20 protein-coding genes and 2 pseudogenes are annotated in these 24,289 nt (G+C 39.1%); 16 read left to right on the plus strand and 6 right to left on the minus strand.

The window, feature by feature from the left end; translation table 11 throughout:
• Window positions 1-115: 115 nt before the first annotated feature.
• The 7 genes and pseudogenes from mdh to B5V81_RS09085 all read left to right on the plus strand — a co-directional run.
• Window positions 116-1,078 (plus strand): malate dehydrogenase, encoded by a 963-nt coding sequence (gene mdh / locus B5V81_RS02195; RefSeq protein WP_212111757.1) that lies wholly within the window; start codon window positions 116-118, stop codon window positions 1,076-1,078.
• A 90-nt stretch (window positions 1,079-1,168) separates the two neighbouring features.
• Window positions 1,169-2,365 carry an ADP-forming succinate--CoA ligase subunit beta gene (gene sucC / locus B5V81_RS02200; RefSeq protein ID WP_212111759.1) on the plus strand — a complete coding sequence of 399 codons (1,197 nt, stop codon included), beginning with the start codon at window positions 1,169-1,171 and terminating at the stop codon, window positions 2,363-2,365.
• A 3-nt stretch (window positions 2,366-2,368) separates the two neighbouring features.
• The gene (gene sucD, locus B5V81_RS02205) at window positions 2,369-3,271 is read left to right on the plus strand and encodes a succinate--CoA ligase subunit alpha (protein ID WP_212111760.1); all 903 of its coding nucleotides are present in this window, start codon (window positions 2,369-2,371) and stop codon (window positions 3,269-3,271) included.
• Window positions 3,272-3,437: 166 nt separating this feature from the next.
• Complete coding sequence (locus B5V81_RS02210; RefSeq protein WP_212111762.1) at window positions 3,438-6,437, plus strand: 2-oxoglutarate dehydrogenase E1 component; 3,000 nt, start codon at window positions 3,438-3,440, stop codon at window positions 6,435-6,437.
• 32 nt (window positions 6,438-6,469) lie between these two features.
• Window positions 6,470-7,681, plus strand: coding sequence for a 2-oxoglutarate dehydrogenase complex dihydrolipoyllysine-residue succinyltransferase (gene odhB / locus B5V81_RS02215; protein ID WP_212111764.1), 1,212 nt, complete (start codon window positions 6,470-6,472; stop codon window positions 7,679-7,681).
• 31 nt (window positions 7,682-7,712) lie between these two features.
• Window positions 7,713-9,119, plus strand: a complete 1,407-nt coding sequence (gene lpdA / locus B5V81_RS02220) for a dihydrolipoyl dehydrogenase (protein WP_212111766.1) — start codon at window positions 7,713-7,715, stop codon at window positions 9,117-9,119.
• 713 nt (window positions 9,120-9,832) lie between these two features.
• Window positions 9,833-10,032 (plus strand): annotated as a pseudogene (locus B5V81_RS09085) (Arm DNA-binding domain-containing protein); the annotation flags it as partial.
• A 709-nt stretch (window positions 10,033-10,741) separates the two neighbouring features.
• Here B5V81_RS09085 and B5V81_RS02225 read toward each other — a convergent pair.
• Window positions 10,742-11,980, minus strand: coding sequence for a saccharopine dehydrogenase family protein (locus tag B5V81_RS02225; RefSeq protein WP_212111767.1), 1,239 nt, complete (start codon window positions 11,978-11,980; stop codon window positions 10,742-10,744).
• Window positions 11,981-12,033: 53 nt separating this feature from the next.
• Window positions 12,034-13,131 carry a carboxynorspermidine decarboxylase gene (locus B5V81_RS02230; protein ID WP_212111913.1) on the minus strand — a complete coding sequence of 366 codons (1,098 nt, stop codon included), beginning with the start codon at window positions 13,129-13,131 and terminating at the stop codon, window positions 12,034-12,036.
• A 167-nt stretch (window positions 13,132-13,298) separates the two neighbouring features.
• Between B5V81_RS02230 and B5V81_RS02235 the strand changes: the two genes are divergently transcribed.
• From B5V81_RS02235 to mnhG, 7 genes are all read left to right on the plus strand, one after another.
• Window positions 13,299-13,796 carry a BA14K family protein gene (locus B5V81_RS02235; protein ID WP_212111768.1) on the plus strand — a complete coding sequence of 166 codons (498 nt, stop codon included), beginning with the start codon at window positions 13,299-13,301 and terminating at the stop codon, window positions 13,794-13,796.
• Between the two features lie 232 nt (window positions 13,797-14,028).
• Complete coding sequence (locus B5V81_RS02240) at window positions 14,029-16,950, plus strand: monovalent cation/H+ antiporter subunit A (RefSeq protein ID WP_212111769.1); 2,922 nt, start codon at window positions 14,029-14,031, stop codon at window positions 16,948-16,950.
• On the plus strand, window positions 16,950-17,291 hold the full coding sequence (locus B5V81_RS02245; protein WP_212111770.1) for a Na+/H+ antiporter subunit C: 342 nt from the start codon (window positions 16,950-16,952) through the stop codon (window positions 17,289-17,291). The genes B5V81_RS02240 and B5V81_RS02245 overlap by 1 nt, the downstream gene beginning before the upstream one ends.
• Window positions 17,291-18,913 carry a monovalent cation/H+ antiporter subunit D gene (locus tag B5V81_RS02250; protein WP_212111773.1) on the plus strand — a complete coding sequence of 541 codons (1,623 nt, stop codon included), beginning with the start codon at window positions 17,291-17,293 and terminating at the stop codon, window positions 18,911-18,913. The genes B5V81_RS02245 and B5V81_RS02250 overlap by 1 nt, the downstream gene beginning before the upstream one ends.
• Window positions 18,910-19,392, plus strand: coding sequence for a Na+/H+ antiporter subunit E (locus B5V81_RS02255; protein WP_212111775.1), 483 nt, complete (start codon window positions 18,910-18,912; stop codon window positions 19,390-19,392). Before B5V81_RS02250 ends, B5V81_RS02255 begins: the two co-directional genes overlap by 4 nt.
• Window positions 19,392-19,673: a K+/H+ antiporter subunit F gene (locus B5V81_RS02260; RefSeq protein ID WP_212111782.1), complete on the plus strand. Its 282-nt coding sequence runs from the start codon at window positions 19,392-19,394 to the stop codon at window positions 19,671-19,673. The genes B5V81_RS02255 and B5V81_RS02260 overlap by 1 nt, the downstream gene beginning before the upstream one ends.
• Window positions 19,670-20,077 carry a monovalent cation/H(+) antiporter subunit G gene (mnhG, locus tag B5V81_RS02265; RefSeq protein WP_212111784.1) on the plus strand — a complete coding sequence of 136 codons (408 nt, stop codon included), beginning with the start codon at window positions 19,670-19,672 and terminating at the stop codon, window positions 20,075-20,077. Before B5V81_RS02260 ends, mnhG begins: the two co-directional genes overlap by 4 nt.
• Before the next feature lie 16 nt (window positions 20,078-20,093).
• Here the strand turns inward: mnhG and B5V81_RS02270 are convergent, their stop codons facing one another.
• From B5V81_RS02270 to B5V81_RS02285, 4 genes and pseudogenes are all read right to left on the minus strand, one after another.
• Window positions 20,094-20,486, minus strand: coding sequence for an MliC family protein (locus tag B5V81_RS02270; protein ID WP_212111786.1), 393 nt, complete (start codon window positions 20,484-20,486; stop codon window positions 20,094-20,096).
• Between the two features lie 17 nt (window positions 20,487-20,503).
• Window positions 20,504-20,887, minus strand: a complete 384-nt coding sequence (locus tag B5V81_RS02275) for an MliC family protein (protein WP_212111787.1) — start codon at window positions 20,885-20,887, stop codon at window positions 20,504-20,506.
• A gap of 403 nt (window positions 20,888-21,290) precedes the next feature.
• On the minus strand, window positions 21,291-22,424 hold the full coding sequence (gene aroB / locus B5V81_RS02280; RefSeq protein WP_212111789.1) for a 3-dehydroquinate synthase: 1,134 nt from the start codon (window positions 22,422-22,424) through the stop codon (window positions 21,291-21,293).
• A pseudogene (locus B5V81_RS02285) lies at window positions 22,399-23,032 on the minus strand (shikimate kinase). Before B5V81_RS02285 ends, aroB begins: the two are co-directional and overlap by 26 nt.
• Before the next feature lie 96 nt (window positions 23,033-23,128).
• On the opposite strand from B5V81_RS02285, the gene B5V81_RS02290 reads away from it, so the two are divergent.
• On the plus strand, window positions 23,129-23,290 hold the full coding sequence (locus B5V81_RS02290; protein ID WP_212111793.1) for a hypothetical protein: 162 nt from the start codon (window positions 23,129-23,131) through the stop codon (window positions 23,288-23,290).
• A complete protein-coding gene (locus B5V81_RS02295) occupies window positions 23,287-24,225 on the plus strand; it encodes a site-specific tyrosine recombinase XerD (protein WP_212111795.1) in 939 nt (312 codons plus the stop codon). Before B5V81_RS02290 ends, B5V81_RS02295 begins: the two co-directional genes overlap by 4 nt.
• Window positions 24,226-24,289: the final 64 nt, after the last annotated feature.

The raw sequence follows: 24,289 nt of genomic DNA on the forward strand, positions 1-24,289 counted from the left end.
CGTTTCTTTACTCCTTTTTATGGTATTGTTTAAGTATGGTTGAAGTTAAAAATATTTCAGTATGTGGGCGCTGATGAGTGTGCGCTGAATTATCTAAAAGTTAGGAAAGAATAAAATGGCACGAAAAAAGATAGCTCTCATTGGTTCAGGTATGATTGGGGGTACTTTAGCACATATTATTGGGCTTAAAGAGCTTGCTGATGTGGTCTTATTTGATATCGCAGAAGGTATGCCACAGGGTAAAGCTCTTGATATTGCTGCATCTTCTCCCGTTGATGGTTTTGATGTTCATTTAAAAGGTGCAAATGCTTATGAAGCAATTGAAGGATCTGATGTTGTTGTTGTAACGGCAGGAGTAGCACGGAAACCTGGCATGAGCCGTGACGATCTTTTGGGTATTAATTTAAAAGTCATGGAACAAGTTGGTGCTGGAATTAAAAAATATGCACCTTCAGCTTTTGTTATTTGTATCACAAATCCTCTTGATGCAATGGTGTGGGCATTGCAGAAATTTTCAGGTCTTCCGGTGCATAAAGTGGTTGGTATGGCTGGTATTCTGGATTCAGCGCGTTTTCGTTATTTTTTATCTGAAGAATTTAAAGTCTCTGTCAAAGATGTGACAGCGTTTGTTTTAGGGGGGCACGGTGATTCAATGGTGCCTTTGGTGCGTTATTCAACAGTTGGTGGTATTTCTTTGCCCGATCTTATTAAAATGGGTTGGACAACGCAGGAAAAAATTGATCAAATTATCCAACGTACCCGTGATGGTGGTGCAGAAATTGTTAGTTTGTTAAAAACAGGTTCTGCTTATTATGCACCAGCAGCTTCTGCTGTTTCTATGGCTGAAGCCTATTTAAAGGATACTAAGCGTGTTGTGCCTGTTGCAGCCTACCTTTCAGGGGAATATGGCGTTAATGATACATACGTTGGTGTTCCTGTTGTACTTGGTGCAGGGGGTGTTGAAAGAGTCATTGAAATTGATCTTGATAAAGAGGAGAGAGATGCTTTTAATTATTCCGTAAATGCGGTTAAAAAGCTTTGTGAAGCTTGTATTGCTCTTGTGCCTAGTCTCAAGTAATAAAACAAAATTTCGTTCATTAAAATAAAGTATTTTAAAATATTAAAACTTTAGGATTAATAATAATCCATAAAAGAAAAGGACAAATGCATGAATATCCATGAGTATCAGGCCAAACGTCTGCTTCATGAATATGGAGCACCCATTGCCAATGGCGTTGCTGTTTATTCTGTAGAGCAAGCTGAAAAATGGGCAAAAAAATTGCCCGGACCTCTCTATGTGGTTAAAAGTCAGATACATGCTGGTGGCCGTGGTAAGGGGAAGTTTAAAGAACTTGGTCCTGATGCAAAGGGTGGTGTCCGGCTTGCTCAATCTGTTGAAGAAGTTGTTGCAAATGTTCAAGAAATGCTTGGAAAAACTTTGGTAACAAAACAAACTGGTCCAGAGGGTAAACAAGTCAATCGTCTTTATATTGAAGATGGTGCTGATATTGAGCGTGAACTTTATCTTTCACTTTTGGTTGATCGTAGCGTTGGTCGGATTGCTTTTGTTGTTTCAACAGAAGGGGGAATGGATATTGAAACGGTTGCTGAAGAAACACCAGAGAAAATTTTCACACTGTCCATTGATTCCGTAGAGGGTGTTACCTCTGCTGATTGTGCAAGACTTTGTGATGCATTAGAATTGCACGATAGTGCGCGGGAAGATGGTGAAAAGCTTTTTCCAATTCTTTATAAGGCATTTTGTGAAAAAGATATGAGCCTTTTAGAAATCAATCCGCTTATCGTGATGAAAGACGGTCATTTGCGCGTTCTTGATGCTAAAGTTTCTTTTGATAATAATGCTTTGTTTCGTCATCCAGATATTTTAGAATTGCGCGATCTTTCAGAAGAAGATCCAAAAGAAATAGAAGCTTCAAAGCATGATTTGGCTTATGTTGCTCTTGAGGGTACCATTGGTTGTATGGTCAATGGTGCGGGGCTTGCTATGGCAACCATGGATATTATTAAGCTTTATGGAGCTGAGCCGGCGAATTTTTTGGATGTTGGTGGTGGAGCATCAAAAGAAAAGGTAACAGCTGCTTTTAAAATTATTACGGCTGATCCAAATGTTAAAGGCATTTTGGTTAATATTTTTGGTGGTATTATGCGTTGCGATGTCATTGCTGAAGGTGTGGTCGCTGCTGTTCGTGAAGTTGGTTTAAAGGTTCCCTTGGTGGTTCGTCTTGAAGGTACAAATGTTGAGCAGGGTAAAGCGATTATCAATGACAGTGGTTTGAATGTTATTCCTGCTGATGATTTAGATGATGCTGCGCAAAAAATTGTTGCAGCCGTGAAGGGAGCTTAAGCGATGTCAATTCTTGTGAATAAAGAGACAAAAGTTCTCGTTCAAGGACTTACAGGAAAAACAGGAACATTTCACACAGAACAGGCGCTTGCTTATCATGGCACGCAAATGGTTGGCGGTGTTAATCCTAAAAAGGGTGGAGAAACATGGGAAGGTTCAAAAGGTGAAACCCTTCCTATTTTTGCTAGTGTTGTAGAAGCAAAAGAAAAAACAGGCGCGGATGCTTCCGTTATTTATGTTCCTCCTGCAGGGGCTGCGGCAGCTATTATAGAGGCTATTGAAGCTGAAGTTTGTTTAATTATCTGTATTACGGAGGGTATTCCCGTTATGGATATGGTTAAAGTGAAGGCGCGATTAGAAAACTCAAAATCTCGTCTTATTGGTCCGAATTGTCCTGGTATTCTCACGCCAAACGAATGTAAAATTGGTATTATGCCGGGTTCTATTTTTAGAAAAGGTTCTGTGGGGGTTGTCTCACGGTCGGGAACTTTGACTTATGAAGCAGTTTTTCAAACGAGTCAGGAAGGGCTGGGACAAACAACGGCTATAGGAATTGGTGGTGATCCTGTTAAGGGTACTGAATTTATTGATGTGTTGGAAATGTTTTTAGCAGATGATGAAACCCAGTCTATTGTTATGATTGGTGAGATTGGGGGATCTGCTGAAGAAGAAGCAGCGCAGTTTCTGCAAGATGAAGCAAGAAAAGGGCGTAAAAAGCCAGTTGTTGGCTTTATTGCTGGTCGTACGGCTCCTCCAGGACGTACAATGGGACATGCTGGCGCTGTTATTTCTGGTGGTAAAGGTGGAGCAGAAGATAAAATTGCAGCAATGGAATCCGCTGGGATTCGGGTTTCGCCTTCGCCATCACAGATAGGTAAGACTTTGATATCAGTTTTGAAAGGGTAAAAGAAAATTTCACCTGAATTAAGAATATATTCTTAAATTCAGGTGAAAAAAACTTGAGTATAAAAAAGTAAAACTTTTTTGAATGTTTGAAGCCTCACTTGCTTTGTAAGCATTGAAAGGTTGAAAAGAGATATAAGGAGACGGAATAGATGTTCCGGAGAGGTATATGGCAAGGCAGGATGAGATAAATAGTCTTTTTGCACAGACGTCATTTCTTTATGGTGGGAATGCGGATTATATAGATCAACTTTATGCTCAATATGAGAAAGATCCTACCAGTGTTGATTCACAGTGGCGTGCTTTTTTTGAAGGCCTTCATGATAACAAAGAAGATGTTCTCAAAAATGCTGAAGGACCAACATGGCAGCGTGATTATTGGCCGTTGAAACCAGAGGGTGAATTGGTTTCTGCTCTTGATGGTGATTGGTCTTCTCTTGAAAAATATCTTGGTGATAAATTAAAGGAAAAAGCAGCAACAGGGGCTGCAAAAAAGGGAAAAACTTCCAGTGAACAAGATATTGTTCGCGCAACGCGCGATTCTGTTCATGCCATTATGATGATTCGTGCGTTTCGAGCACGGGGACATCTTCGTGCAAAGCTTGACCCTCTTCAATTGTCAGAAAAACTGGAGGATTATAGAGAACTTTCTCCAGAAGCTTACGGTTTTACTCCTGCTGATTATGAGCGTCCCATTTTTATTGATAATGTTTTAGGATTGGAATATGCAACCATTCCACAAATGCTTGAAATTCTCAATCGTGCCTATTGCTCAACAATCGGTGTGGAATATATGCATGTTTCTGATCCAATCCAGAAAGCATGGCTTCAAGAGCGTATTGAAGGGCGAGATAAAAGAATTGCTTTCACTCAGCAAGATAAGAAAGCTATCCTGAATAAGCTTATTCAAGCAGAAGGATTTGAACAGTTTTTAGATACTAAATATAAAGGTACAAAACGTTTTGGACTTGATGGTGGTGAAGCGCTGATTCCTGCTCTTGAACAAATTATTAAATGTGGTAGTGCTTTAGGGGTGCAGGAGGTTATTTTAGGAATGGCCCATCGTGGGCGTTTAAATGTTCTTTCACAAGTGCTCGCCAAGCCCCATAGAGCGATCTTTCATGAATTCAAAGGGGGATCTTATAAGCCGGATGATGTAGAGGGATCCGGTGATGTTAAATATCATTTAGGCACGACTGCAGATTTGGACTTTGATGGGAATAAAGTTCATTTATCACTTTTGCCTAATCCCTCTCATCTTGAGATTGTTGATCCGGTTGTTATGGGAAAAGCACGCGCTAAACAAGATCAACTTGTGGGACCTACACACACGGATTCACTCCCATTAAGTGAGCGTTCAAAAGTGTTGCCATTGCTTATTCATGGTGATGCTGCTTTTGCAGGACAGGGCGTTATCCAAGAAACTTTTGGTCTTTCAGGTCTTAAAGGCTATCGTGTTGCAGGCTCACTTCATGTTATTATCAATAATCAGATTGGTTTTACAACAGCACCACGTTTTTCACGTTCTTCGCCTTATCCATCTGATGTTGCAAAAATGATTGATGCTCCCATTTTTCATGTGAATGGGGATGATCCTGAAGCTGTTGTTTTTGTTGCAAAAATAGCAATGGAATTTCGTCAAATTTTCCATAAACCGGTGGTCATTGATATGTTTTGTTATCGCCGTTACGGACATAATGAAGGTGATGAACCTTCCTTTACGCAACCGCTTATGTATAAAGCAATTCGTAATCATAAAACAACTCTTCAGCTTTATAGTGATCAATTGATCGCAGAAGGAATGGTTTCTTCAGAAGAAATTGAGCAACAAAAAAAGTTGTGGCGTGATAAACTTGAAGGTGAATTGGAAGCAAGCGCTTCTTATAAGCCCAATAAGGCTGATTGGCTTGATGGAAGCTGGACGGGCATTAAAGTTTTTAGTAATTCTGATGAGCAACATTCTAAAACAACGGGTGTTGAATTAAAAACTTTGAAGGAAATTGGCCAGAAACTTGTCAAAATCCCAGCAGATTTTAATGTTCATAAAACGATACAGCGTTTTTTAAATAATCGTGCTAAAATTTTTGAAACAGGTGAGGGCGTTGATTGGGCAACCGCTGAAGCTTTAGCTTTTGGTTCACTTTGTTTAGAAGGAGCGCCGATTCGTCTTTCTGGTGAGGATGTTGAACGGGGGACTTTTTCACAACGTCATTCAGTGCTTTATGACCAGGAAAATGAAGCGCGTTATATTCCTTTGAATCATTTACAAAAGGGGCAAGCGCTTTATGAAGTTGTTAATTCTATGCTTTCTGAAGAAGCTGTTCTTGGGTTTGAATATGGATATTCTCTTGCTGAACCACGAGGATTAACACTTTGGGAAGCACAATTTGGTGACTTTTCTAATGGTGCACAGGTCATTTTTGACCAATTTATTTCATCTGCAGAGCGTAAATGGCTCCGTATGTCTGGTCTTGTGTGTTTGTTGCCTCATGGTTTTGAAGGGCAAGGACCGGAACATTCTTCTGCACGTTTAGAACGATTTCTTCAACTTTGTGCGGAAGATAATATGCAGGTTGCTAACTGTACAACTCCTGCAAATTATTTTCATATTTTACGTCGACAGATTAAGCGTGATTTCCGTAAGCCTTTAATTTTGATGACTCCTAAATCACTTTTGCGTCATAAGCGGGCCGTTTCTCTTCTCAATGAAATGGGACCAGAAACGAGTTTCCATCGTGTGTTGCTTGATGATGCAGAATGTCTCAAAGATTCTGTGGTGAAATTGCAAAAAGATAATAAAATTCGCCGTGTCGTTCTTTGTACCGGTAAGGTTTATTACGACCTTTATGAAGAACGTGAAAAAAAGGGGATCGATGATGTTTATCTCCTTCGTGTTGAACAGTTGTATCCTTTCCCTGCAAAAGTTTTGGTGAATGTGTTATCGCGCTTTTTGCAGGCAGAAGTTTTTTGGTGCCAAGAAGAACCAAAAAACATGGGGGCTTGGTCATTTATTGAGCCTTATTTGGAATGGGTTTTGACGCATATTAATGCGCAATATTCGCGTGCTCGTTATGCAGGGCGTCCTGCGAGTGCATCACCGGCCTCTGGGTTAATGGTGAAACACCTTGAACAACTGACTGCGTTTCTTAAAGACGCGTTAGGTTCTTAATTTGTTACTACTCTGATGTATGGAAAAATATTATGACTACTGAAATCCGTGTTCCTACTTTGGGTGAATCGGTTACCGAAGCAACAGTTGGCAAATGGTTTAAAAAACTTGGCGAAGCTGTCGCTATGGATGAGCCTTTGGTTGAATTAGAAACTGATAAGGTAACAGTTGAAGTTCCTTCTCCTGTTGCGGGGAGATTATCTGAAATCATCGCAAAAGAAGGCGATACGGTTGAAGTAAATGCTCTTTTAGGAGCAGTGGAAGCTGGTGAAGCCGTTGTCTCCCAATCTTTTTCACCTGCTGCTACGCCTGTTCCAGTAGCTTCATCTGAATCGGAGAAGCCAGCTTCGAGCAGTACCATGCCTCCTTCACCCTCAGCGGCAAAATTGATGGCTGAAAATAATGTTACGAAAAGTGATATTTCAGGTTCTGGAAAGCGTGGACAAATTCTTAAAGGAGATGTTCTTGGTGGGTTAGAACAAAGAACAAATGTTCCTACACCTTCTTCCTCTGCAACGAGCTCTTCTGTGGCTTCTGTATCAGAAACGCGTGAAGAGCGGGTTCGTATGACGAAATTACGTCAAACAATTGCTCGTCGTCTTAAAGATGCGCAAAATGTAGCAGCAATGTTAACCACATTTAATGAGGTTGATATGTCCGCAGTGATGGATTTGCGCAAGCGTTATAAGGATCTTTTTGAAAAGAAACATGGTGTTAAACTTGGTTTTATGGGATTTTTTACCAAAGCTGTTTGTCATGCATTAAAAGAACTTCCTGCTGTTAATGCCGAAATTGATGGAACAGATATTGTTTACAAAAACTATGTCAATGTTGGGATTGCTGTTGGAACGGATAAAGGGCTTGTCGTTCCTGTGGTGCGTGATGCAGATCAAATGTCATTAGCAGAGATTGAAAAGGAGATTGGCCGTTTGGGACGTCTTGCGCGTGATGGAAAATTAGCCGTTTCTGATATGCAAGGTGGAACTTTTACCATTACCAATGGTGGTGTGTATGGGTCGTTGATGTCAACACCAATTTTGAATGCACCACAATCTGGTATTTTGGGAATGCATGCGATTAAAGAGCGAGCGATGGTTGTGGAGGGGCAAGTGGTAATCCGCCCCATGATGTATTTAGCGCTTTCTTATGATCACCGTATTGTGGATGGGCAAGAAGCTGTAACTTTCCTTGTGCGTGTTAAGGAAAGCTTAGAAGATCCGGAACGCCTTGTTCTTGATTTGTAAAATACAGTTTTCAGGATGAAAGGAGAAACGGATGTCTTATGATGTGGCTGTGATCGGAGCGGGTCCAGGTGGTTATGTAGCAGCAATAAAGGCCGCACAACTAGGGCTTAAAGTAGCGATTATTGAAAAGCGTACAACATTAGGGGGAACATGTCTCAATGTTGGTTGTATACCTTCTAAAGCGTTGTTGCACGCTTCAGAAGTGTTTGCTGAAACCCAGCATGGTTTTGAAACACTTGGGATTTCTATTGGCAAATCTAAACTTAATCTTGAACAAATGATGGTTCATAAGAAAGCTGTGGTGACAGCCAATACAAGTGGCGTTTCTTTTTTGATGAAAAAAAATAAAGTTGATACTTTTTTTGGGGAAGCCAAAATTTTGAGTGCGGGTCATGTAGAAGTTGTTGCCAGAGATGGTAATAAACAAACAATTGAAACAAAAAATATTATTATTGCTACGGGCTCACAAAGTTCAGGCATTCCAGGGGTGAATGTTGAAATTGATGAAAAGACTATTGTTTCTTCTACGGGAGCTCTTTCACTTGAAAAAGTACCAGCACATATGATTGTGGTGGGTGCTGGTGTCATTGGTTCAGAACTTGGGTCGGTTTGGAGCCGTTTAGGGGCTAAAGTGACCATTATTGAGTATCTTAATAAGGTTTTGGGCTCAATGGATGGTGAAGTTTCACGGCAATTCCAGAAATTAATGGAAAAACAGGGGATTGAATATAAAACGGGCACAAAGGTAACCGCTATTAAACAATCCGGTTCAATGGCTCAGGTGAGCTTTGAATCTGTCAAAGGTGGTGAATCTGAAACCTTAGAGGCTGATGTTGTGCTTATTGCGACTGGGCGTTCTCCTTATACAGAGGGACTTGGCTTGAGTGAGGTTGGTGTTCAGTTAGATGAACGCGGCTTTATTGCGATTAATGCCCATTGGCAGACGAATGTTCCAGGAATTTATGCGATTGGTGATGTTGTAAAAGGACCAATGTTAGCGCATAAAGCAGAGGAAGAAGGCGTTGCTGTAGCAGAAATTTTGGCAGGTCAAAAAGGGCATGTTAATTTTGATGTTATTCCTAGTGTTGTTTATACACAGCCAGAAATTGCGAGTGTAGGAAAGACAGAAGAAGAACTGAAGGCGGCCGGTATTGAATATAATGTTGGCAAATTTCCTTTTATGGCTAATGGTCGGGCACGCGCGATGCAAAAGAGTGATGGATTTGTTAAAATCCTTTCTGATAAAAAAACAGATCGGGTTTTGGGGGGGCATATTCTTGGATTTGCTGCTGGTGAAATGATCCACGAAATTGCCGTGTTAATGGAATTTGGTGGTTCATCAGAAGATCTAGGTCGCTGTTGTCATGCGCATCCTACCTTATCAGAAGCAGTTCGTGAAGCAGCTTTAGCAACATTTGCTAAACCACTTCATATTTAAAAAGCTTTTAAAAAGTATATTAAAAAAAACACAAGGGGCCGTGAATATTTGTGATGCATGCAACAACATTTTAGAAAGAATAAAACAATAGTATGAGATATTCCACTTAATTTGTTGTGTGCTTTTCAATAATTGTTGTTTTAGATCTTCGTTGTGCAGTTTTGATTGATTATCTTGTATTATCGTTTAGAGCGGTGGTGTTTAGTCGTATTTAATCTATGTGACGTTTTACATAGGAGGGATTTTTATACTGTTATAAAATATTCAGGATAGGATTCTCAGCTTGTTTGCGAGTTTTGTTTTAAGAAAACATCTCTCAAAAAGCTCAAACCTATTTCGCTACGGTGTGTTCGTGAAGAGTATCACTATAAAATTCTTTGTGACGTATATAAACTCATTATACACCATCATTTTTGTGCTTAATAAAAGCTATAAGTTGGGATGCTAAGTTATATTTACGAACCTTTTATATACTTTTGGGTTATTTGAGAGCTTTTATAAGAGGTATTTTTTTCTTACTTCTCCTTTTATTAAAACAACAAGATATTGATTTATAATGATAATTCACTGTTTTGTATGTTGAGTGAGCATTCTGAATATCGTAAGATTTTTTCATTTCAAAGCTGCTTATCTTGAATCAATCAAAACCATTCCTTTGCACGTCATAAGTGGGATGAGTGTGTGGATAAAAACTATAGAAGAAAGGAGTAAAAATGGTTCTTATGAATCGTCTTAATGCAATGATCTGTTGCAACACCCACGGGCTGGCAAATAGTGTGATGGTGCCGGATTGTTTCTCCATAAGCGTAAAGATGGAGGTGCTCAATGGATTTACCATTATATCCTTCACGGGCGCTGCTGTGAAATAGGCTTGGGTGCCTTAAGAGGTGTTTCTTTAAAACAAACCCGCGAAACCGACTCCTCCTGCTTGTGATATGTAAAAGAAAAAGTTTTGATTAATTCAGTATAAACAGATTTGTAATGAGAGAATCCTACGGTATTAGGAGCTTTCATTTAAGGTGCAAAACAATAAGTTATACTTACAGTTTGTTGTATATTCAGAGCAAAATTTGCTTATAGGGTTGGATGAAGTGGAAAGCCAAGCGGAAGGTTTTCGGGAAGAAGCTGAATTATTTACAGACTATTGTTTATAGAAACGATGTTTAATTACTATAAATCAATAGGTTATATATAGCGTGAATTACATGAGGAGAGAAGCCAAAAGGAATTTTCTCAAAAAAAATAGGACTGTTTAACGATTGGTGCGGATTAAAAAATTTCATTCTTTAAGGTCAAGAGGATGTCATACATTTCTACAAAATACCACTCTTTTTAAAGGAGTGGTATTTTTATATTTTTTGTTGAGAGACTCTCTTTTTGATGACAATAGCAGATCATACAGTCTGATTAAAACAGTTTTTGCCTCTCTGTTTTTTTTGATCATTCTTAAAAAGATGATCTGTATCTTCTTTAAGGTTTTTAAAAAATTCCAATGTTGCCAAAATATAACCCATAATTAAAATTTTAAAAAAACATAATTCATAAGAATATTAAATTTATTTTCATTTGGCAGCTTTGTGATAACTTAAGAAATTAAGCCTATGCCCTCTATAGGGATAAATTTAAAATTGTAATTTTTTATCCTCTTCTTGTTCTCTTATAAAGGTGGAAAGCCCCATATGATCAAGATATTTGAGGAAAGAGTGGGGTGGTAATTCTTCTATGTTGACCATTGTTTTAACATCCCATTCGCCTGTGGCAATAAGAAGGGCGGTTGCGGCTGCTGGTACACCAGCTGTATAAGAAATGCCTTGTGCTCCAGTTTCATGAAAAGCTTGTTTGTGATCGGCTATGTTATAGATAAAAATTTCTCTCAGGCTTCCATCTTTTTCGCCTTTAATGAGATCTCCGATGCAGGTTTTTCCTGTGTATTCTGGGGCGAGAGAGGAAGGATCAGGTAAGACAGCTTTTACAACTTTTAAAGGAACAACTTCTTGTCCTTCTGCTGTTTTAATGGGTTGTTCGGATAAGAGACCTAGATTTTTTAAAACGGTAAAAACAGTGATATAACGATCACTAAACCCCATCCAGAAGCGGATATTTTGGACATCAAGATTTTTGGAAAGAGAATGAATTTCATCATGTCCTGTCATATAAGCTTTTTGTTTTCCAACAATGGGGAGATCCCATTCGCGGCTGACTTCAAACATTTTATTGGAGGTCCACTTTTTATTTTGCCATGACCATACTTGTCCTGTAAATTCACGGAAGTTAATTTCTGGATCAAAATTTGTAGCAAACCAACGTTCATGGCTTCCAGCATTAATATCGATAATATCGATGTCTGTGATTTTATCAAAATAACATTTATGGGCTAATGCTGCGTAAGCATTAACGACACCGGGATCAAAGCCCGCACCCAAAATAGCAGTAATACCCGCTTGTTCACATTCTTGACGCCGTGGCCATTCATAATTGCCATACCAAGGAGGAGTTTCACAAATTTTAAGAGGGTCTTCGTGGATGGCAGTATCGATATAAGCACACTTAGTTTCGATACAAGCTGAAAGAACGGACATATTAAGAAATGCTGAACCAACATTAATGACAATTTCGCATTTGGTCTTTTGGATGAGCTTTACAGTTTCTTCTACATTCATGGCATTGAGTGAATGGCCTTCGAGAACCCCTTGTTCTTTCATGGTGTTTTTTTCTTTAATAGAAGCAATGATGGCTTCACATTTTTTGAGTGTTCGTGAAGCAATATGAATTTCACCAAAAATATCGTTGTTTTGAGCACATTTGTGTGCAACAACTTGTGCAACACCTCCAGCACCAATGATAAGAACATTTTTCTTCATTGTAGGTTTATCTCCTTTTTAATACTGTTGTATGACGTTTTTTATGATTATCTTTATGAAAGGCTTTCTAGATAGTCGTTATAGCTGAATTGGCGTTGCAATGTTAATGTACCATCGCATTCTTTGAGAACAATAGCAGGCATTGTTACACCATTAAACCAGTTTTTCTTGACCATTGTATATCCTGCTGCATCTTGAAAAGACAGTCTATCCCCTATTTTAAGGGGGGTTGGAAACCGAAATGTTCCAAAAATATCGCCAGCAAGGCAGGATTTCCCGCAGATCATAATTTCGTGCTCTCCTTGATTGGGTGCTAATTTGGCATTTTCACGATAAATGAGAAGATCAAGCATATGTGCTTCGATTGAGCTATCAACGATGGCAAGATTCTTTTCATTGTACAATGTGTCAAGAACACTGACTTCTAGGGTGGTGCTTTTTGTGATAGCAGCTTCTCCTGGTTCTAGAAAAAGAGTGACACCATGGGTTTTGGAAAAGAGTTTTAAGCGTTCTGCAAAAGCGTCTAGAGGATAATTTTCAGCTGTAAAATGGATTCCGCCGCCAAGGCTTATCCAGTCAACAGCAGAAAAAAGTTCTGAAAACTTTTCTTCCATAGTTCCAAGCATTTGGTTAAAAAGATTAAAGTCAGCATTTTCACAATTGTTATGGATCATCAAGCCGTTTATGAGAGGCAAAACTTCTTTAATAGCGCTTTGGTTTGTTTCTCCTAAGCGACTAAAAGGGCGGGAGGGATTAGCAAGATCAAAATTTGATGCGCTTATTCCTGGGTTTAATCTTAAACCTCGTTGAATGGTTTTTGTTGCATCAGAAAAGCGTTGAAGTTGTTGGATTGAGTTAAAAATAATTTTATCTGCATAACCACAGGCCTCATCAATCTCCTGATCAGCCCAAGCTACCGAGTAGGCATGGGTTTCTTTGCCAAATTTTTCTCTTCCTAAACGCAGTTCATAAAGAGATGATGATGTGGTTCCATCCATGAATTCAGACATTAAATCAAAAACACTCCATGTGGCAAAACATTTCAGAGCAAGCAAAACTTTTGCTCCGGACATTTCCCGTAAACGAGAAATCGTTTGCATATTTTTGATGAGTTTCGATTTGTCTATAAGATAATAGGGGGTTTTTATCATCATTTATTCATTCTTTTTTGAAGGATCTTATGGTCAAGATAAACGTTTAGTACAAAGACTAACAGAATGTCTCAAGAAAAAAGAATCTTAAGAAAAGAATCTGTTTCTGTCTAGTAATAGAAAAGCTTTCTGTAACTGCTGTTATTTATTATTTTGAGTTTTGCGTTATGCGTATGAAAAAAAAATTATATTATGCTTTAGCTTTTATATTTGTTAGTAGTTTTTTCATTATAATAACCACTTTTGTTAATTGGGGGCAAAATAGGAGTGATGCTAAAGCTAAACTGGTTGCTCAGACATCTATCCAAGAGAGTTCGGTGCCTTTGATTTTTACGGGTCGTAGAGAACTGAATGGTTTTAAGGGTTATCATCATTATCGGCGTGGTTATGTTAAATATAAAGATAATTGGTGGTATCCTGAAGCGGCATTTGTGACATCATCGCACTTAAGCACAAAAGACGCATCATTAAAATTTGTATCAGATGCTAAAAGAGTGTTTTTAACGTCTTCCTCAGAAAAGCTAGAAAAAAAAGAGCCATGGGTGCTTAAACAGCATATTGAATCTTGTCGTGCACGTTATCGCTCTTATAATAAAAATGATAATAGTTTTCAGCCTTTTCATGGGCCTCGTAAACAGTGTTTATCACGCTTTTTTAAAGGATAGATGAATTAAATAAAATTTTAATTGCTTCTTGTCGTGAGCATTATTGTTCTTACAATAAAAGGAAAACTTGTGTGGTGTGCAGCATTTCATGCAAGAGTGCGTTGTTTTTTGAAAAATTTAAATATTTTTAAGTTTTATTCAATCTTATTATCATTAAGTGTGGAATGGGGGGAAAATGTGAAATTTTATTTTGTCAATGACAAAATATTAAGGGCAGGATGGAGCTGAAAGAATGACAACACGGGAAGCAATGTTGATATTGCTCATTTTGCTTCCCTTTTGTGGAAGTGCTGTTATTGGCTTTTTTCGTTCGACAGCAAAAAATAATGAAGCGTGGTTTGCTGGGGGCGTTGCTCTTTTTAGTCTGCTTTTTACAATCATGCTTTATCCGGCAATTCGTGGCAATCACATTATACGTTTAAATATTTCTTGGCTTCCAGAATGGGGGGCTGATTTGATCCTCCGGATGGATGGTCTATCGTGGCTTTTTTGCTTGCTCATTACAGGAATTGGGCTGCTTGTTGTTGTTTATGCGCGTTATTATATGGATCCTGCGGACTCTGTACCACGATTTTTTTCTTTTTTTCTCGCCTTTATGGGCTCAATGACAGGGATTGTTTTATCTGGTAATCTCGTGTTTTTGGTTGTTTTCTGGGAACTCACCAGTATTTTTTCTTTTTTGTTGATTGGTTATTGGTATCATAACGCGAGTGCGCGCGAAGGGGCGCGTATGGCTTTAACGATTACGGGTTTTGGTGGTTTTGCCCTTTTTATTGGGGTTTTACTGATTGGGTATATCGTTGGTAGTTTTGATCTGGATAAAATTTTGCAGTCTGGAGATGTGATCCGATCAAGTTCGCTTTATATCCCTGCCCTTATTTGTATTTTATTGGGCGGATTAACAAAAAGCGCACAATTTCCTTTTCATTTTTGGTTGCCCAATGCGATGGCAGCCCCAACACCTGTATCCGCTTATCTGCATTCGGCTACGATGGTAAAGGCTGGGTTATTTTTGCTGGTTCGTTTATGGCCCGTGCTCTCTGGAACAGAGTCTTGGTTTTGGCTGGTTGGTTTTTCAGGACTCTCGACACTTCTTCTTGGGGCTTATTTTTCTATGTTTCAGCAAGATTTAAAGGGACTTCTTGCTTACTCAACGATTAGTCATCTTGGATTGATTACGACACTTTTAAGTCTTGGGAGTCCCCTTGCATGTGTTGCCGCGATTTTTCATATGGCCAATCATGCTACTTTTAAAGCGTCTTTATTTATGGCTGCTGGCATTATTGATCACGAAACCGGAACACGTGATATGCGCAAGCTAACAGGTCTTTATCGCTCTATGCCGATTACAGCGACTCTTGCTTTAGTAGCAAGTGCGGCGATGGCGGGTGTTCCTTTACTCAATGGTTTTTTATCGAAAGAAATGTTTTTTGCTGAGGCCGTTGAAACGCATATGGAATCATGGCTTGATTGGATTGCTCCTTATGTAGCAACGCTTGCGAGCTTGTTTAGTGTAACCTATTCTATCCGTTTTATTCATGGTGTCTTTTGGGGACCAAAATCAGACAAATTATCCAAAATTCCCCATGAACCACCGCATTTTATGCGTTTACCCATGGAATTTTTGGTGTTTATTTGTTTAGCGGTTGGTATTTTTCCTAATTTAACAATCGGGTCTATTTTAGATAATGCTGTTGTGTCTGTTTTAGGACCGATGACGATTTCTTATAGCTTGGCTGTTTGGCATGGGATTAATACGCCATTAATAATGAGTTTGGTGGCTTTATTAGGGGGTGGTTTGCTCTATGTTGTTGGGCGGCGTTATTTTTTATCTTGTGATGATGGCGCTCCCTTTTTTCGTCATTTGAAAGGACCGCGTATTTTTGAACGCATTCTTGTGGTTATTTCTTGGAAATGGGCCCGTGCGGTCGAATCTATTTTGTCAACCCGCCGTTTGCAAATACAGTTGCATTGGATTTTTGCTGTGTGTTTTATTTTTTCTGGTCTTTTGCTTTGGCGTGATGGTTTCATTGCGTTAGGAGGGCTACCGCTTTTCCCACTTGATATTCCTTTTCTCGCTCTTTGGTTAGTTGGTGGATTGTGCGCGCTTTTGGTTGCTTGGCAAGCAAAGTTTCATCGTCTTGCATCACTCATGCTTTTGGGGGGTGCTGGTTTGATGACGTGTGCAACCTTTTTATGGCTTTCTGCGCCCGATTTGGCAATAACGCAATTGGTTGTTGAAGTTGTAACAGCTGTCTTATTATTGCTTGGTTTGCGTTGGTTGCCTAAGCGTGTGCATAATCCTGCTCCAACGTCTGTTCATTTTGGAGTGCGTTTACGTCGTGCTCGTGATTTCATTATAGCAACTATGGGAGGCGCTGGTATTGCATGGCTCTCTTTTGCGATGATGACACGTCCTCAAGGAACAACAGTTTCTCATTTTTTTCTGAAAAATGCTTATTCTGGTGCTGGTGGTCGCAATGTTGTGAATGTATTGTTGGTTGATTTCCGTGGTTTTGATACAATGGGAGAAGTTGTGGTTTTGGGGGCTGTTTCTTTGACTGTCTTTGCTCTTTTGCGTCGATTTCGTCCTGCTCCTGAAAGTATTGAGCCGCCATTTCAACAACGTGTTCAGGAAGCTTTCGATAAAGCACAGCCTAATCGAGATGTAGGGGATACAGTTTTGAATTATCTCGCTATTCCTTCTGTTATTATGGGGTGGCTCTTTTCTGTTATTATTGCTTTTTCTTTTTATTTATTTGTGCGAGGACATGATCTTCCTGGAGGGGGATTTGTCGGTGGAGTGACTTTAGCAATAGGTTTTATTTTGCAATATCTTGCAAGGGATATTCGTTGGGTAGAAAGTCATTTGAGAGTTTTGCCCTTACGCTGGATGGGGTTTGGTTTATTGCTATCGGTTATAACAGGAGTAGGGGCTTTGTTTGTTGGCTTTCCTTTTTTAACATCATTTTTCCAATATATTCATTTGCCATTGATTGGAAAGGTACCTATCGCGTCTGCTTTTTTGTTTGATTTTGGAGTGTTTTCTCTTGTGTTGGGAGCAACAATCCTCATTTTAATTGCGCTTGCACATCAATCAATACGGAGTTACCGAATCGGTAAAAAACCTATTTTAAAAGAGAAGGAAAATTAATGGAAATTATTCTTTCTTTAGCCATTGGTATTCTTGTTGGGTCTGGAATTTGGCTCATTTTGCGTCCCCGAACTTTTCAAGTCATTCTTGGTTTGTCTTTGATATCCTATGGTGTCAATCTTTTCATATTTGCAATGAGTAGACCACGCAGTAATGCTGCGCCAATTGTTGATCCGACGATGGTTATTAATCCAGCAAATTATGTTGATCCTCTTCCACAGGCTTTAGTTTTAACTGCGATTGTGATCGGTTTTGCAACGACAGCTTTATTTTTAGTTATCTTGTTGGTTTCACGCGGTTTAACAGGTTCAGACCACGTTGATGGACGTGAGGTACAATGATGGAAGCTTGCATGCGTCATCTTCTTATTTTGCCGATTCTTTTGCCGTTAAGTACCGGAGCCCTTCTTCTTTTTTATGATGAACGCCGTTCAAAACTAAAATCACTCATAAGTATTTTTTCTGCTGCATTGTTCGTTGTTGTGGCTGTTTTACTGGTAAAGCGTGCTCTTGAAGTTGCACCAGCTGCAGATGTTTATCGGCTTGGTAATTGGCCTTCTCCTTTTGGTATTGTTTTGGTGCTTGATCGATTAAGTGCTATGATGCTTTTGCTTTCTAGCTTGTTGATCAGCGCGGCGTTGGTTTTTGCAAGGGCACATTGGTATAAAGTGGGGCCTCATTTTCAGTCATTGATGCAATTTTTCATGGTTGGAATAAATGGTGCTTTTTTAACAGGTGATTTATTTAATTTATTTGTATTTTTTGAAGTGATGTTGACCGCTTCTTATGGCCTTGCGTTGCATGGCTCTGGTCCTTTACGTGTGCGTGCTGGGTTGCATTATGTCGTGGTTAATCTGGTTGCTTCGTTGTTTTTTCTCGTTGGGGCAGCACTCATTTATGGAATCGTGGGCACACTCAATATGGCTGATTTGTCTGTAAAAATACAATATATAGCCTCTAGTGATATAACTTTATTTGAAATAGGGGCTGCGCTTTTGGGAATTGCTTTCTTAATTAAAGCAGGGGTGTGGCCGTTGAACTTTTGGTTGATGCCAACCTATAGCACAGCAGTAGCGCCTGTTGGAGCTTCTTTTGCACTTTTAAGCAAAGTTGGTATTTATATTATTTTACGTTTAACGTTGTTATGGTTTGGACCAGAAAGTGGACATTTTAGCCATTTTGGTCAAACGGTTTTGTTTTACGGTGGGCTTGCTACTATGGCTTTTGGTTTTATTGGGGTGTTGGCAAGTCAAGTCTTGGTGCGTTTGGCTGCTTATAGTGTTTTGGTCTCTTCTGGGACATTGTTGACAGCTATCGGGATCGGCAATACAGCACTGATCGCAGGTGCACTCTTTTATATTGTTTCTTCAACTTTGGCGCTCGGTGCTTTTTTTCTTGTGGTGGAGTTGGTTGAACGTTGTCAAGATGCAGCAGCCAATGTTTTGACGGTTACAATGGAAGTTTATGGTGACGATGAAGAGGAGGAGGAAGATGAAGTAGGGACTTATTTACCGGTAACTTTAGCAATTCTTGGGGCCTGTTTTGGTCTTTGTGCACTTTTAATTATTGGTCTGCCCCCTTTTTCTGGTTTTGTTGCTAAATTTATGATGTTTGTGGCACTTTTAAACCATAGTAGAGAAAATATTTCTACCTCTCTACCTGTTTATCATGATTGGCTTTTTATGATTTTTGTCACTCTATCTGGTTTTGCTGCTTTGATTGCGATGACACGAACGGGCATTCGAACTTTTTGGGTTTCTCTTGAAGGAAGGATTCCACGGGTGCAGGTGATTGAATTTGCTCCCGTTGCTGTTCTCCTTGCATTGTGTTTTCTGATGACAATTGTCGCTGGTCCCGTTAGTCGTTATATGTTTGAAACAGCTAAAACTTTGTATGAAACTCAAAATTATATTGGCAGTGTTTTAGATGATTTTTCTCTTGAAAATAAGGGGATTCATCAGTGAAACATTGTTATTTTTTCCCTTTTTCCAGCATGGCAATTATTTTTATGTGGCTGATCTTAAATGGCTTTAGTTTCGGTCAATTGCTTTTAGGCGTTATCATTGCTTTGTTTGGGGGGTGGATGATGCGGCTTCTTGAGCCGGAAAAAATAACGATTAAAAGTTGGCGCGCTGTTTTTCAGCTGTTTTTTCGTGTGTTTATTGATTCTATTGTTTCAAATATTGCTGTGGCTTGCTTCGTTTTAACTAAAAGAGCTCGAAAACAGCAGTCTGGTTTTATTGTGGTGCCTCTTTTACTTGAAAGTCGCACTGCTTTAGCTGTTTTGGCATGTATTCTTTCAGCAACTCCAGGGACTGTTTGGATTGCCTATAATAGAAGGAATAGTGAACTTTTGCTTCATGTCTTAAATTTACAAAATGGATATGATTACCAAAAATTGATCAAAAAACGCTATGAGCAATTACTTTTGGAGATTTTTTAATGAGTATGGTGATCCTTTATTGGGGGCTTTATCTCTCGCAGTTTTTTTTAAGTTTATCAATGATTTTCGCCTTGTTTCGGTTGATTCGTGGACCGCGGGCGCAAGATCGGATTGTCGGGTTGGATGCTCTTTATATAATCACTATTCTTTTGTTTCTTACATTCGATATCCGTTCAGGAACAACCATTTATTTTGTTGCAGCGCTTATTATTGGCTTGTTGGGTCCTGTATCAAGTATTGCGTTGGCAAAATTTCTCATGAGAGGAGAGATTATTGAATGAAAGATGTATCGCTTGTTGTTGCTATTACTGTGACATTTTTTTTGATATTAGGATCTGGTCTCACGTTGATTGGAACAATAGGGTTGGTGCGTCTTCCCACTTTTTATAAGCGTTTACATATGCTTTCGTTGAGTACAAGTTGGGGTGCTGGCAGTATTCTTATTGCGTCATTTCTTTATTCAACTTTTGTAGATCATCATTTCGTTTTTCATGAATTTTTGTTGATGATTTTTTTATTTGTAACAATACCGGTCGCTTCTATGCTGGTATCACAAGCAGCGGCTTATCGGCACTATTCAGAAAATAGATTAGAAAAACCGCTGGCTCTTTTATCACGTCAAACGGAAGAGAAAATATCTACTTCTGATGAAATATCATGTGATACGAGCCAAAGCGATTTTTAAGAGACAATAAGCTTTTTTATTCTGTTTTCTGTTCTTCTACACATTGAATAAGATTTTTTTCTTCTGGATCATTAATGAGATCAGAAAGCATGGCTTCGTTTCCTTTTGTCCACCATATATAGGGTCCTCCCATATATTTTGCTCCAGAAGCACTTATGCTGCGGGAAGCGAGAATGCGCTTTCCTTGCCATTTGAAATCAACAAGTGAAATGTTACCAGCATTGAGATAGGTTACTTCAACATGTTCTTTACCTGTACCTGTATCGCACTGATAAGTAGCAACTTCTGTTGTTGGTTCCGGATCATCTGGAACCTCAATAACTAAAGAGCCAGCAAAAGCATTGAGTGAACCGAATAGCGGTAGGCTTAAAGCAGCAAAAAATCCTACAATAAAAGCAATTTTTTTCATGATATTTCCTCAGTTATTTAAAATAATAACAGTGATTCATCCTTACAGATGATGGGTTTTTTTTCTTCTGGGTCTTGAATAAGATCATAAAGTGTTACTTCTTTATTTTTCTCCCACCAAATATATTGCTCCCCTACATATTTTGCTCCAGAAGCAGCAATAACATTCGCAGCGATAATACGATCGCCTTTCCATTTGAAATCAACCAATGAAATATCGTCAGCGTTATGATAGGTTGCTTCAATGCGTTCCTTATTTGCGCCCATATCACATTGATAGGTTATGGTTTGCGTTTCTGGATTGCCTGACACTTCAATGACTAAAGCAGCAGCTAAGGTACTGCTAACATTGAAAAATAATAAAGAGGAAAAAAATCCCAAAATTTGTAGAGTTTTTTTCATAATGCTTCCCTATATGAAAAGTAATTTATCTTACGTGATGGTGTCTACGGCAGGATTCGAACCTGCGACCCCAGGATTCATACCACTTCGGTTTTCACCGCCAGCTTTACAAGCTGTTTGTGGTCTGGACTGTCTCTTCACCTTGAAGCTTGCGCCTTTTAGGTGCTGCCCGTTCAGTCTCTACACCTTCCTCTCATGTGAAGAGAGGCTTGGCTCGGGATTGGCATATCGTTTTGCCCATGAAGCTTTCCCCGAATTTGAGCAGATCCACTTTGAGGATTTCTCCTAAAAGCGCCCAATTTCTTTAGGAATCCTGTGCTCTATCCTACTGAGCTACGCAGACATCATCATAACTATTCCTTTAATAGAAGTATAAAAACGAATCAATTATATTCAATACGAATTAACGAATTTCTGTTAATTTTTGTTCCAAAAAGGATAAAACTAAATTTGGTGGGACATTTTTTGCAATAAATGATTGGCCAAGTCCGCGTGTCAAAATAAAGGTTAAATTATTTTGTGAAACTTTTTTATCTTGAGCAATGAGAGACATTAATGTTTCAGCATTTGGTAGATCTCCTGGGATATCCTTTAATTGCGTAGGTAAACCTACAGCTTTAAGGTGTGTTTCGATGCGGTGTGGGAGTGTGGGAGCTACGAGATTGAGTTGCGCGGAGAATTGATGTGCGAGAATCATGCCAATGGCTACAGCTTCACCGTGAATTAAACGTTTTGAATCATAAGTGGTTGCTGTTTCAAGCATGTGTCCAAAGGTATGACCGAGATTTAAGAGTGCACGCTCTCCTGTCTCATATTCGTCACGTGCGATTATGGCAGCTTTAAATTGGCATGAGCGAACAATGGCTTCTATTCTTATCGAGCCATTAGAAAAAATTTCTTGTCCGTTTTTTTCAAGCCATTCAAAAAAATCAGGCTGGTTAATGAGTCCATATTTGACCATTTCCGCATAACCTGCGCGAAATTCACGTAAGGGTAGCGTGTCAAGAACAGAGGTATCAGCAATAACGCATTGTGGTTGATAAAAAGCACCAATAAGATTTTTACCATGTCGACTGTTGATTCCTGTTTTTCCACCAACAGAGGAATCAATTTGTGCAAGAAGTGTTGTGGGCATCTGAATAAAGTTCATTCCGCGGCGTATCATACTTGCCGAAAATCCTGCTAGATCACCAATGACACCACCACCAAAAGCAATAACACAGTCACCTCTTTCTAAACGTGCAGAAAGAATTTTGTCGGTGACAATTTGCAAGGTTGAAAATGATTTTGATTGTTCTCCTGCTTCTACAATAATAGGGACAGTATGGATTTTATTTTTTGTTAACTCTGCTTGTAATGCATTCAAATGGAGGGATGCAACATTGGTGTCTGTAATGATTGCCAAACGCATTTGATGAAAATTTTTTTGCTTAAGAGAATGTTTAATCTGTAAAGCAGCTTGCGCAATAAGATTTGGACCAATGATGATATCATAACAGTGCTTGTCTAATTTAATGGTGACGGTTTTGGCTTGCATGCTTGTTCTTTCTATCGTTATTTTTTTGTATGAAGGTAGTGCTGTAGAGAGCGTATGACATTTTTTGCTACACTGTGGGGGCTTTCTTTATGACTATGAATGGTTACGTTTGCTTTTGCATAGAGAGGATAACGCTGTTCCATGAGTTTTTGCATCGTTTCTCCAGGATTTGCTGTTTGAAGAAGCGGTCTTGTTGGACGCTTGGAAACACGTTGCATAAGAATATCAAGATCTGCTTTGAGCCAGATAGATATTCCATTTTGATGAATCGTTTTTCGTATCTCTTGATTTATGTAAGCACCGCCACCCGTTGCTAAGACAAGAGGGGTTTTTTTTATGAGGTTGAAAATAATACGCTGTTCAAGGGAACGAAATTCTCCTTCACCATAGATTTTAAAGATTTCTGTGATAGACATTTGCGCTGCTTTTTCGATTTCTTGATCAGAATCATAAAAGGGTAAATCAAGCATGGTGGCAACACGTTTTCCGATGACGGATTTCCCTGCTCCCATAAGACCAACAAACACAAGAGCTTGGTTATCGAGAGAAGATAAGATTTGTCTTTTTATTTGTGATATAGAGGGATGTTGGGGGCGACTACTTTTCATAGCTTATTTCGGCATTTATCTGCTTTAAAGTCAATTCCTGTTAATCTTTATATGGTAGGATAAAAGATAAAGTATTTTGGAAAAGTTTATTATTTTATGCCAACATTAACCAGACTTTTGATGATTCTTTTCATTTTTATTGCTATTCTTTTTAGTATAATGGTCATTCTTGTCGTTTTTGTTGAACCCATAACTGTGGATATGTCTGTTGATGTCCCTTTGGATTCGCTGACTCTTTCTTTGAGAATGAATCAATGAAAAGTAACATTGTAATAGAGCGTTTTCTTGAAATGATGAGCGCTGAGCGAGGCGCTTCTGCCCATACACTTGCGGCTTATCAGCATGATTTACAGTGGGCGCAAGATGAATTGTCTTCGCATTCGGTTTCGCTTTTTTCTGCACAAAAGGAAGATTTAATTGGTCTTTTGTCGCTTATGCATACATTTGGTTTTGCTGCAACTTCACAAGCGCGACGTTTATCGACGTTGCGTCAATTTTACCAGTTTCTTTACGCAGAAGGATTAAGAGCAGATGATCCTTCCCATGATATTGAGGCGCCTCGTCAAGGGCGTCCTTTGCCCAAAATTATCAGTGAAGATATGGTGACAAAATTTCTTGATTTGGCGCAGTTGGAAGTTAATCAAGCCGTTTATGGATCTAAGGATTATCTGCGCGCATTGCGTCTTCAGCTGTTGAGCGAAATGCTTTATGCAACAGGATTGCGTATTAGTGAGTTGGTGAGTCTACCTGTGCAGGCTGTACGGGGGAAAGAATACAGTCTTTTGGTTCGTGGTAAGGGAAAAAAAGAACGAATGGTGCTGTTATCAAAAAAAGCCTATCAAGTTCTTTTGTTGTGGTTGAATTTGCGTGATCAAGGAAAAGATGCGAAAAGTCTTTATCTTTTTCCGGCGCATTCAGAAACAGGGCATATTGCGCGTCAAGTTGTTGCACGGGAATTAAAAAATCTTGCTAAAAGGGCTGGAATAAAAACTGAAAGCTTTTCTCCCCATGTGTTGCGCCATGCTTTTGCCAGTCATCTTTTGCAAAATGGTGCTGATTTGCGTGCCGTGCAACATTTGTTAGGCCATTCTGATATTTCTACCACTCAGATTTATACCCATGTGTTGGAAGAGGGGCTTTATCGTTTAGTCAATGAGCATCATCCTCTTGCCGATGAGCAAAAGGCTCGTTAAAGAAAAGGTGATGTTTTTGAAAAATACTTTATAAAGAAAATTATGAGTGTATAAGTTACACTGA

The sequence above is a fragment of the Bartonella queenslandensis genome (assembly GCF_018155095.1).
Taxonomy (GTDB): Bacteria; Pseudomonadota; Alphaproteobacteria; order Rhizobiales; family Rhizobiaceae; genus Bartonella; species Bartonella queenslandensis_B.

Coding starts and splice junctions, on each gene's coding strand:
- B5V81_RS02290 (WP_212111793.1), top strand. CDS start 23,129: ATGCCAACATTAACCAGACTTTTGATGATTCTTTTCATTTTTATTGCT.
- mnhG (WP_212111784.1), top strand. CDS start 19,670: ATGAAAGATGTATCGCTTGTTGTTGCTATTACTGTGACATTTTTTTTG.
- B5V81_RS02235 (WP_212111768.1), top strand. CDS start 13,299: ATGCGTATGAAAAAAAAATTATATTATGCTTTAGCTTTTATATTTGTT.
- aroB (WP_212111789.1), bottom strand. CDS start 22,424: ATGCAAGCCAAAACCGTCACCATTAAATTAGACAAGCACTGTTATGAT.
- B5V81_RS02245 (WP_212111770.1), top strand. CDS start 16,950: ATGGAAATTATTCTTTCTTTAGCCATTGGTATTCTTGTTGGGTCTGGA.
- B5V81_RS02275 (WP_212111787.1), bottom strand. CDS start 20,887: ATGAAAAAAACTCTACAAATTTTGGGATTTTTTTCCTCTTTATTATTT.
- B5V81_RS02270 (WP_212111786.1), bottom strand. CDS start 20,486: ATGAAAAAAATTGCTTTTATTGTAGGATTTTTTGCTGCTTTAAGCCTA.
- B5V81_RS02260 (WP_212111782.1), top strand. CDS start 19,392: ATGAGTATGGTGATCCTTTATTGGGGGCTTTATCTCTCGCAGTTTTTT.
- sucD (WP_212111760.1), top strand. CDS start 2,369: ATGTCAATTCTTGTGAATAAAGAGACAAAAGTTCTCGTTCAAGGACTT.
- B5V81_RS02210 (WP_212111762.1), top strand. CDS start 3,438: ATGGCAAGGCAGGATGAGATAAATAGTCTTTTTGCACAGACGTCATTT.
- B5V81_RS02295 (WP_212111795.1), top strand. CDS start 23,287: ATGAAAAGTAACATTGTAATAGAGCGTTTTCTTGAAATGATGAGCGCT.
- lpdA (WP_212111766.1), top strand. CDS start 7,713: ATGTCTTATGATGTGGCTGTGATCGGAGCGGGTCCAGGTGGTTATGTA.
- B5V81_RS02250 (WP_212111773.1), top strand. CDS start 17,291: ATGGAAGCTTGCATGCGTCATCTTCTTATTTTGCCGATTCTTTTGCCG.
- B5V81_RS02240 (WP_212111769.1), top strand. CDS start 14,029: ATGACAACACGGGAAGCAATGTTGATATTGCTCATTTTGCTTCCCTTT.
- mdh (WP_212111757.1), top strand. CDS start 116: ATGGCACGAAAAAAGATAGCTCTCATTGGTTCAGGTATGATTGGGGGT.
- sucC (WP_212111759.1), top strand. CDS start 1,169: ATGAATATCCATGAGTATCAGGCCAAACGTCTGCTTCATGAATATGGA.
- B5V81_RS02230 (WP_212111913.1), bottom strand. CDS start 13,131: ATGATAAAAACCCCCTATTATCTTATAGACAAATCGAAACTCATCAAA.
- B5V81_RS02225 (WP_212111767.1), bottom strand. CDS start 11,980: ATGAAGAAAAATGTTCTTATCATTGGTGCTGGAGGTGTTGCACAAGTT.
- odhB (WP_212111764.1), top strand. CDS start 6,470: ATGACTACTGAAATCCGTGTTCCTACTTTGGGTGAATCGGTTACCGAA.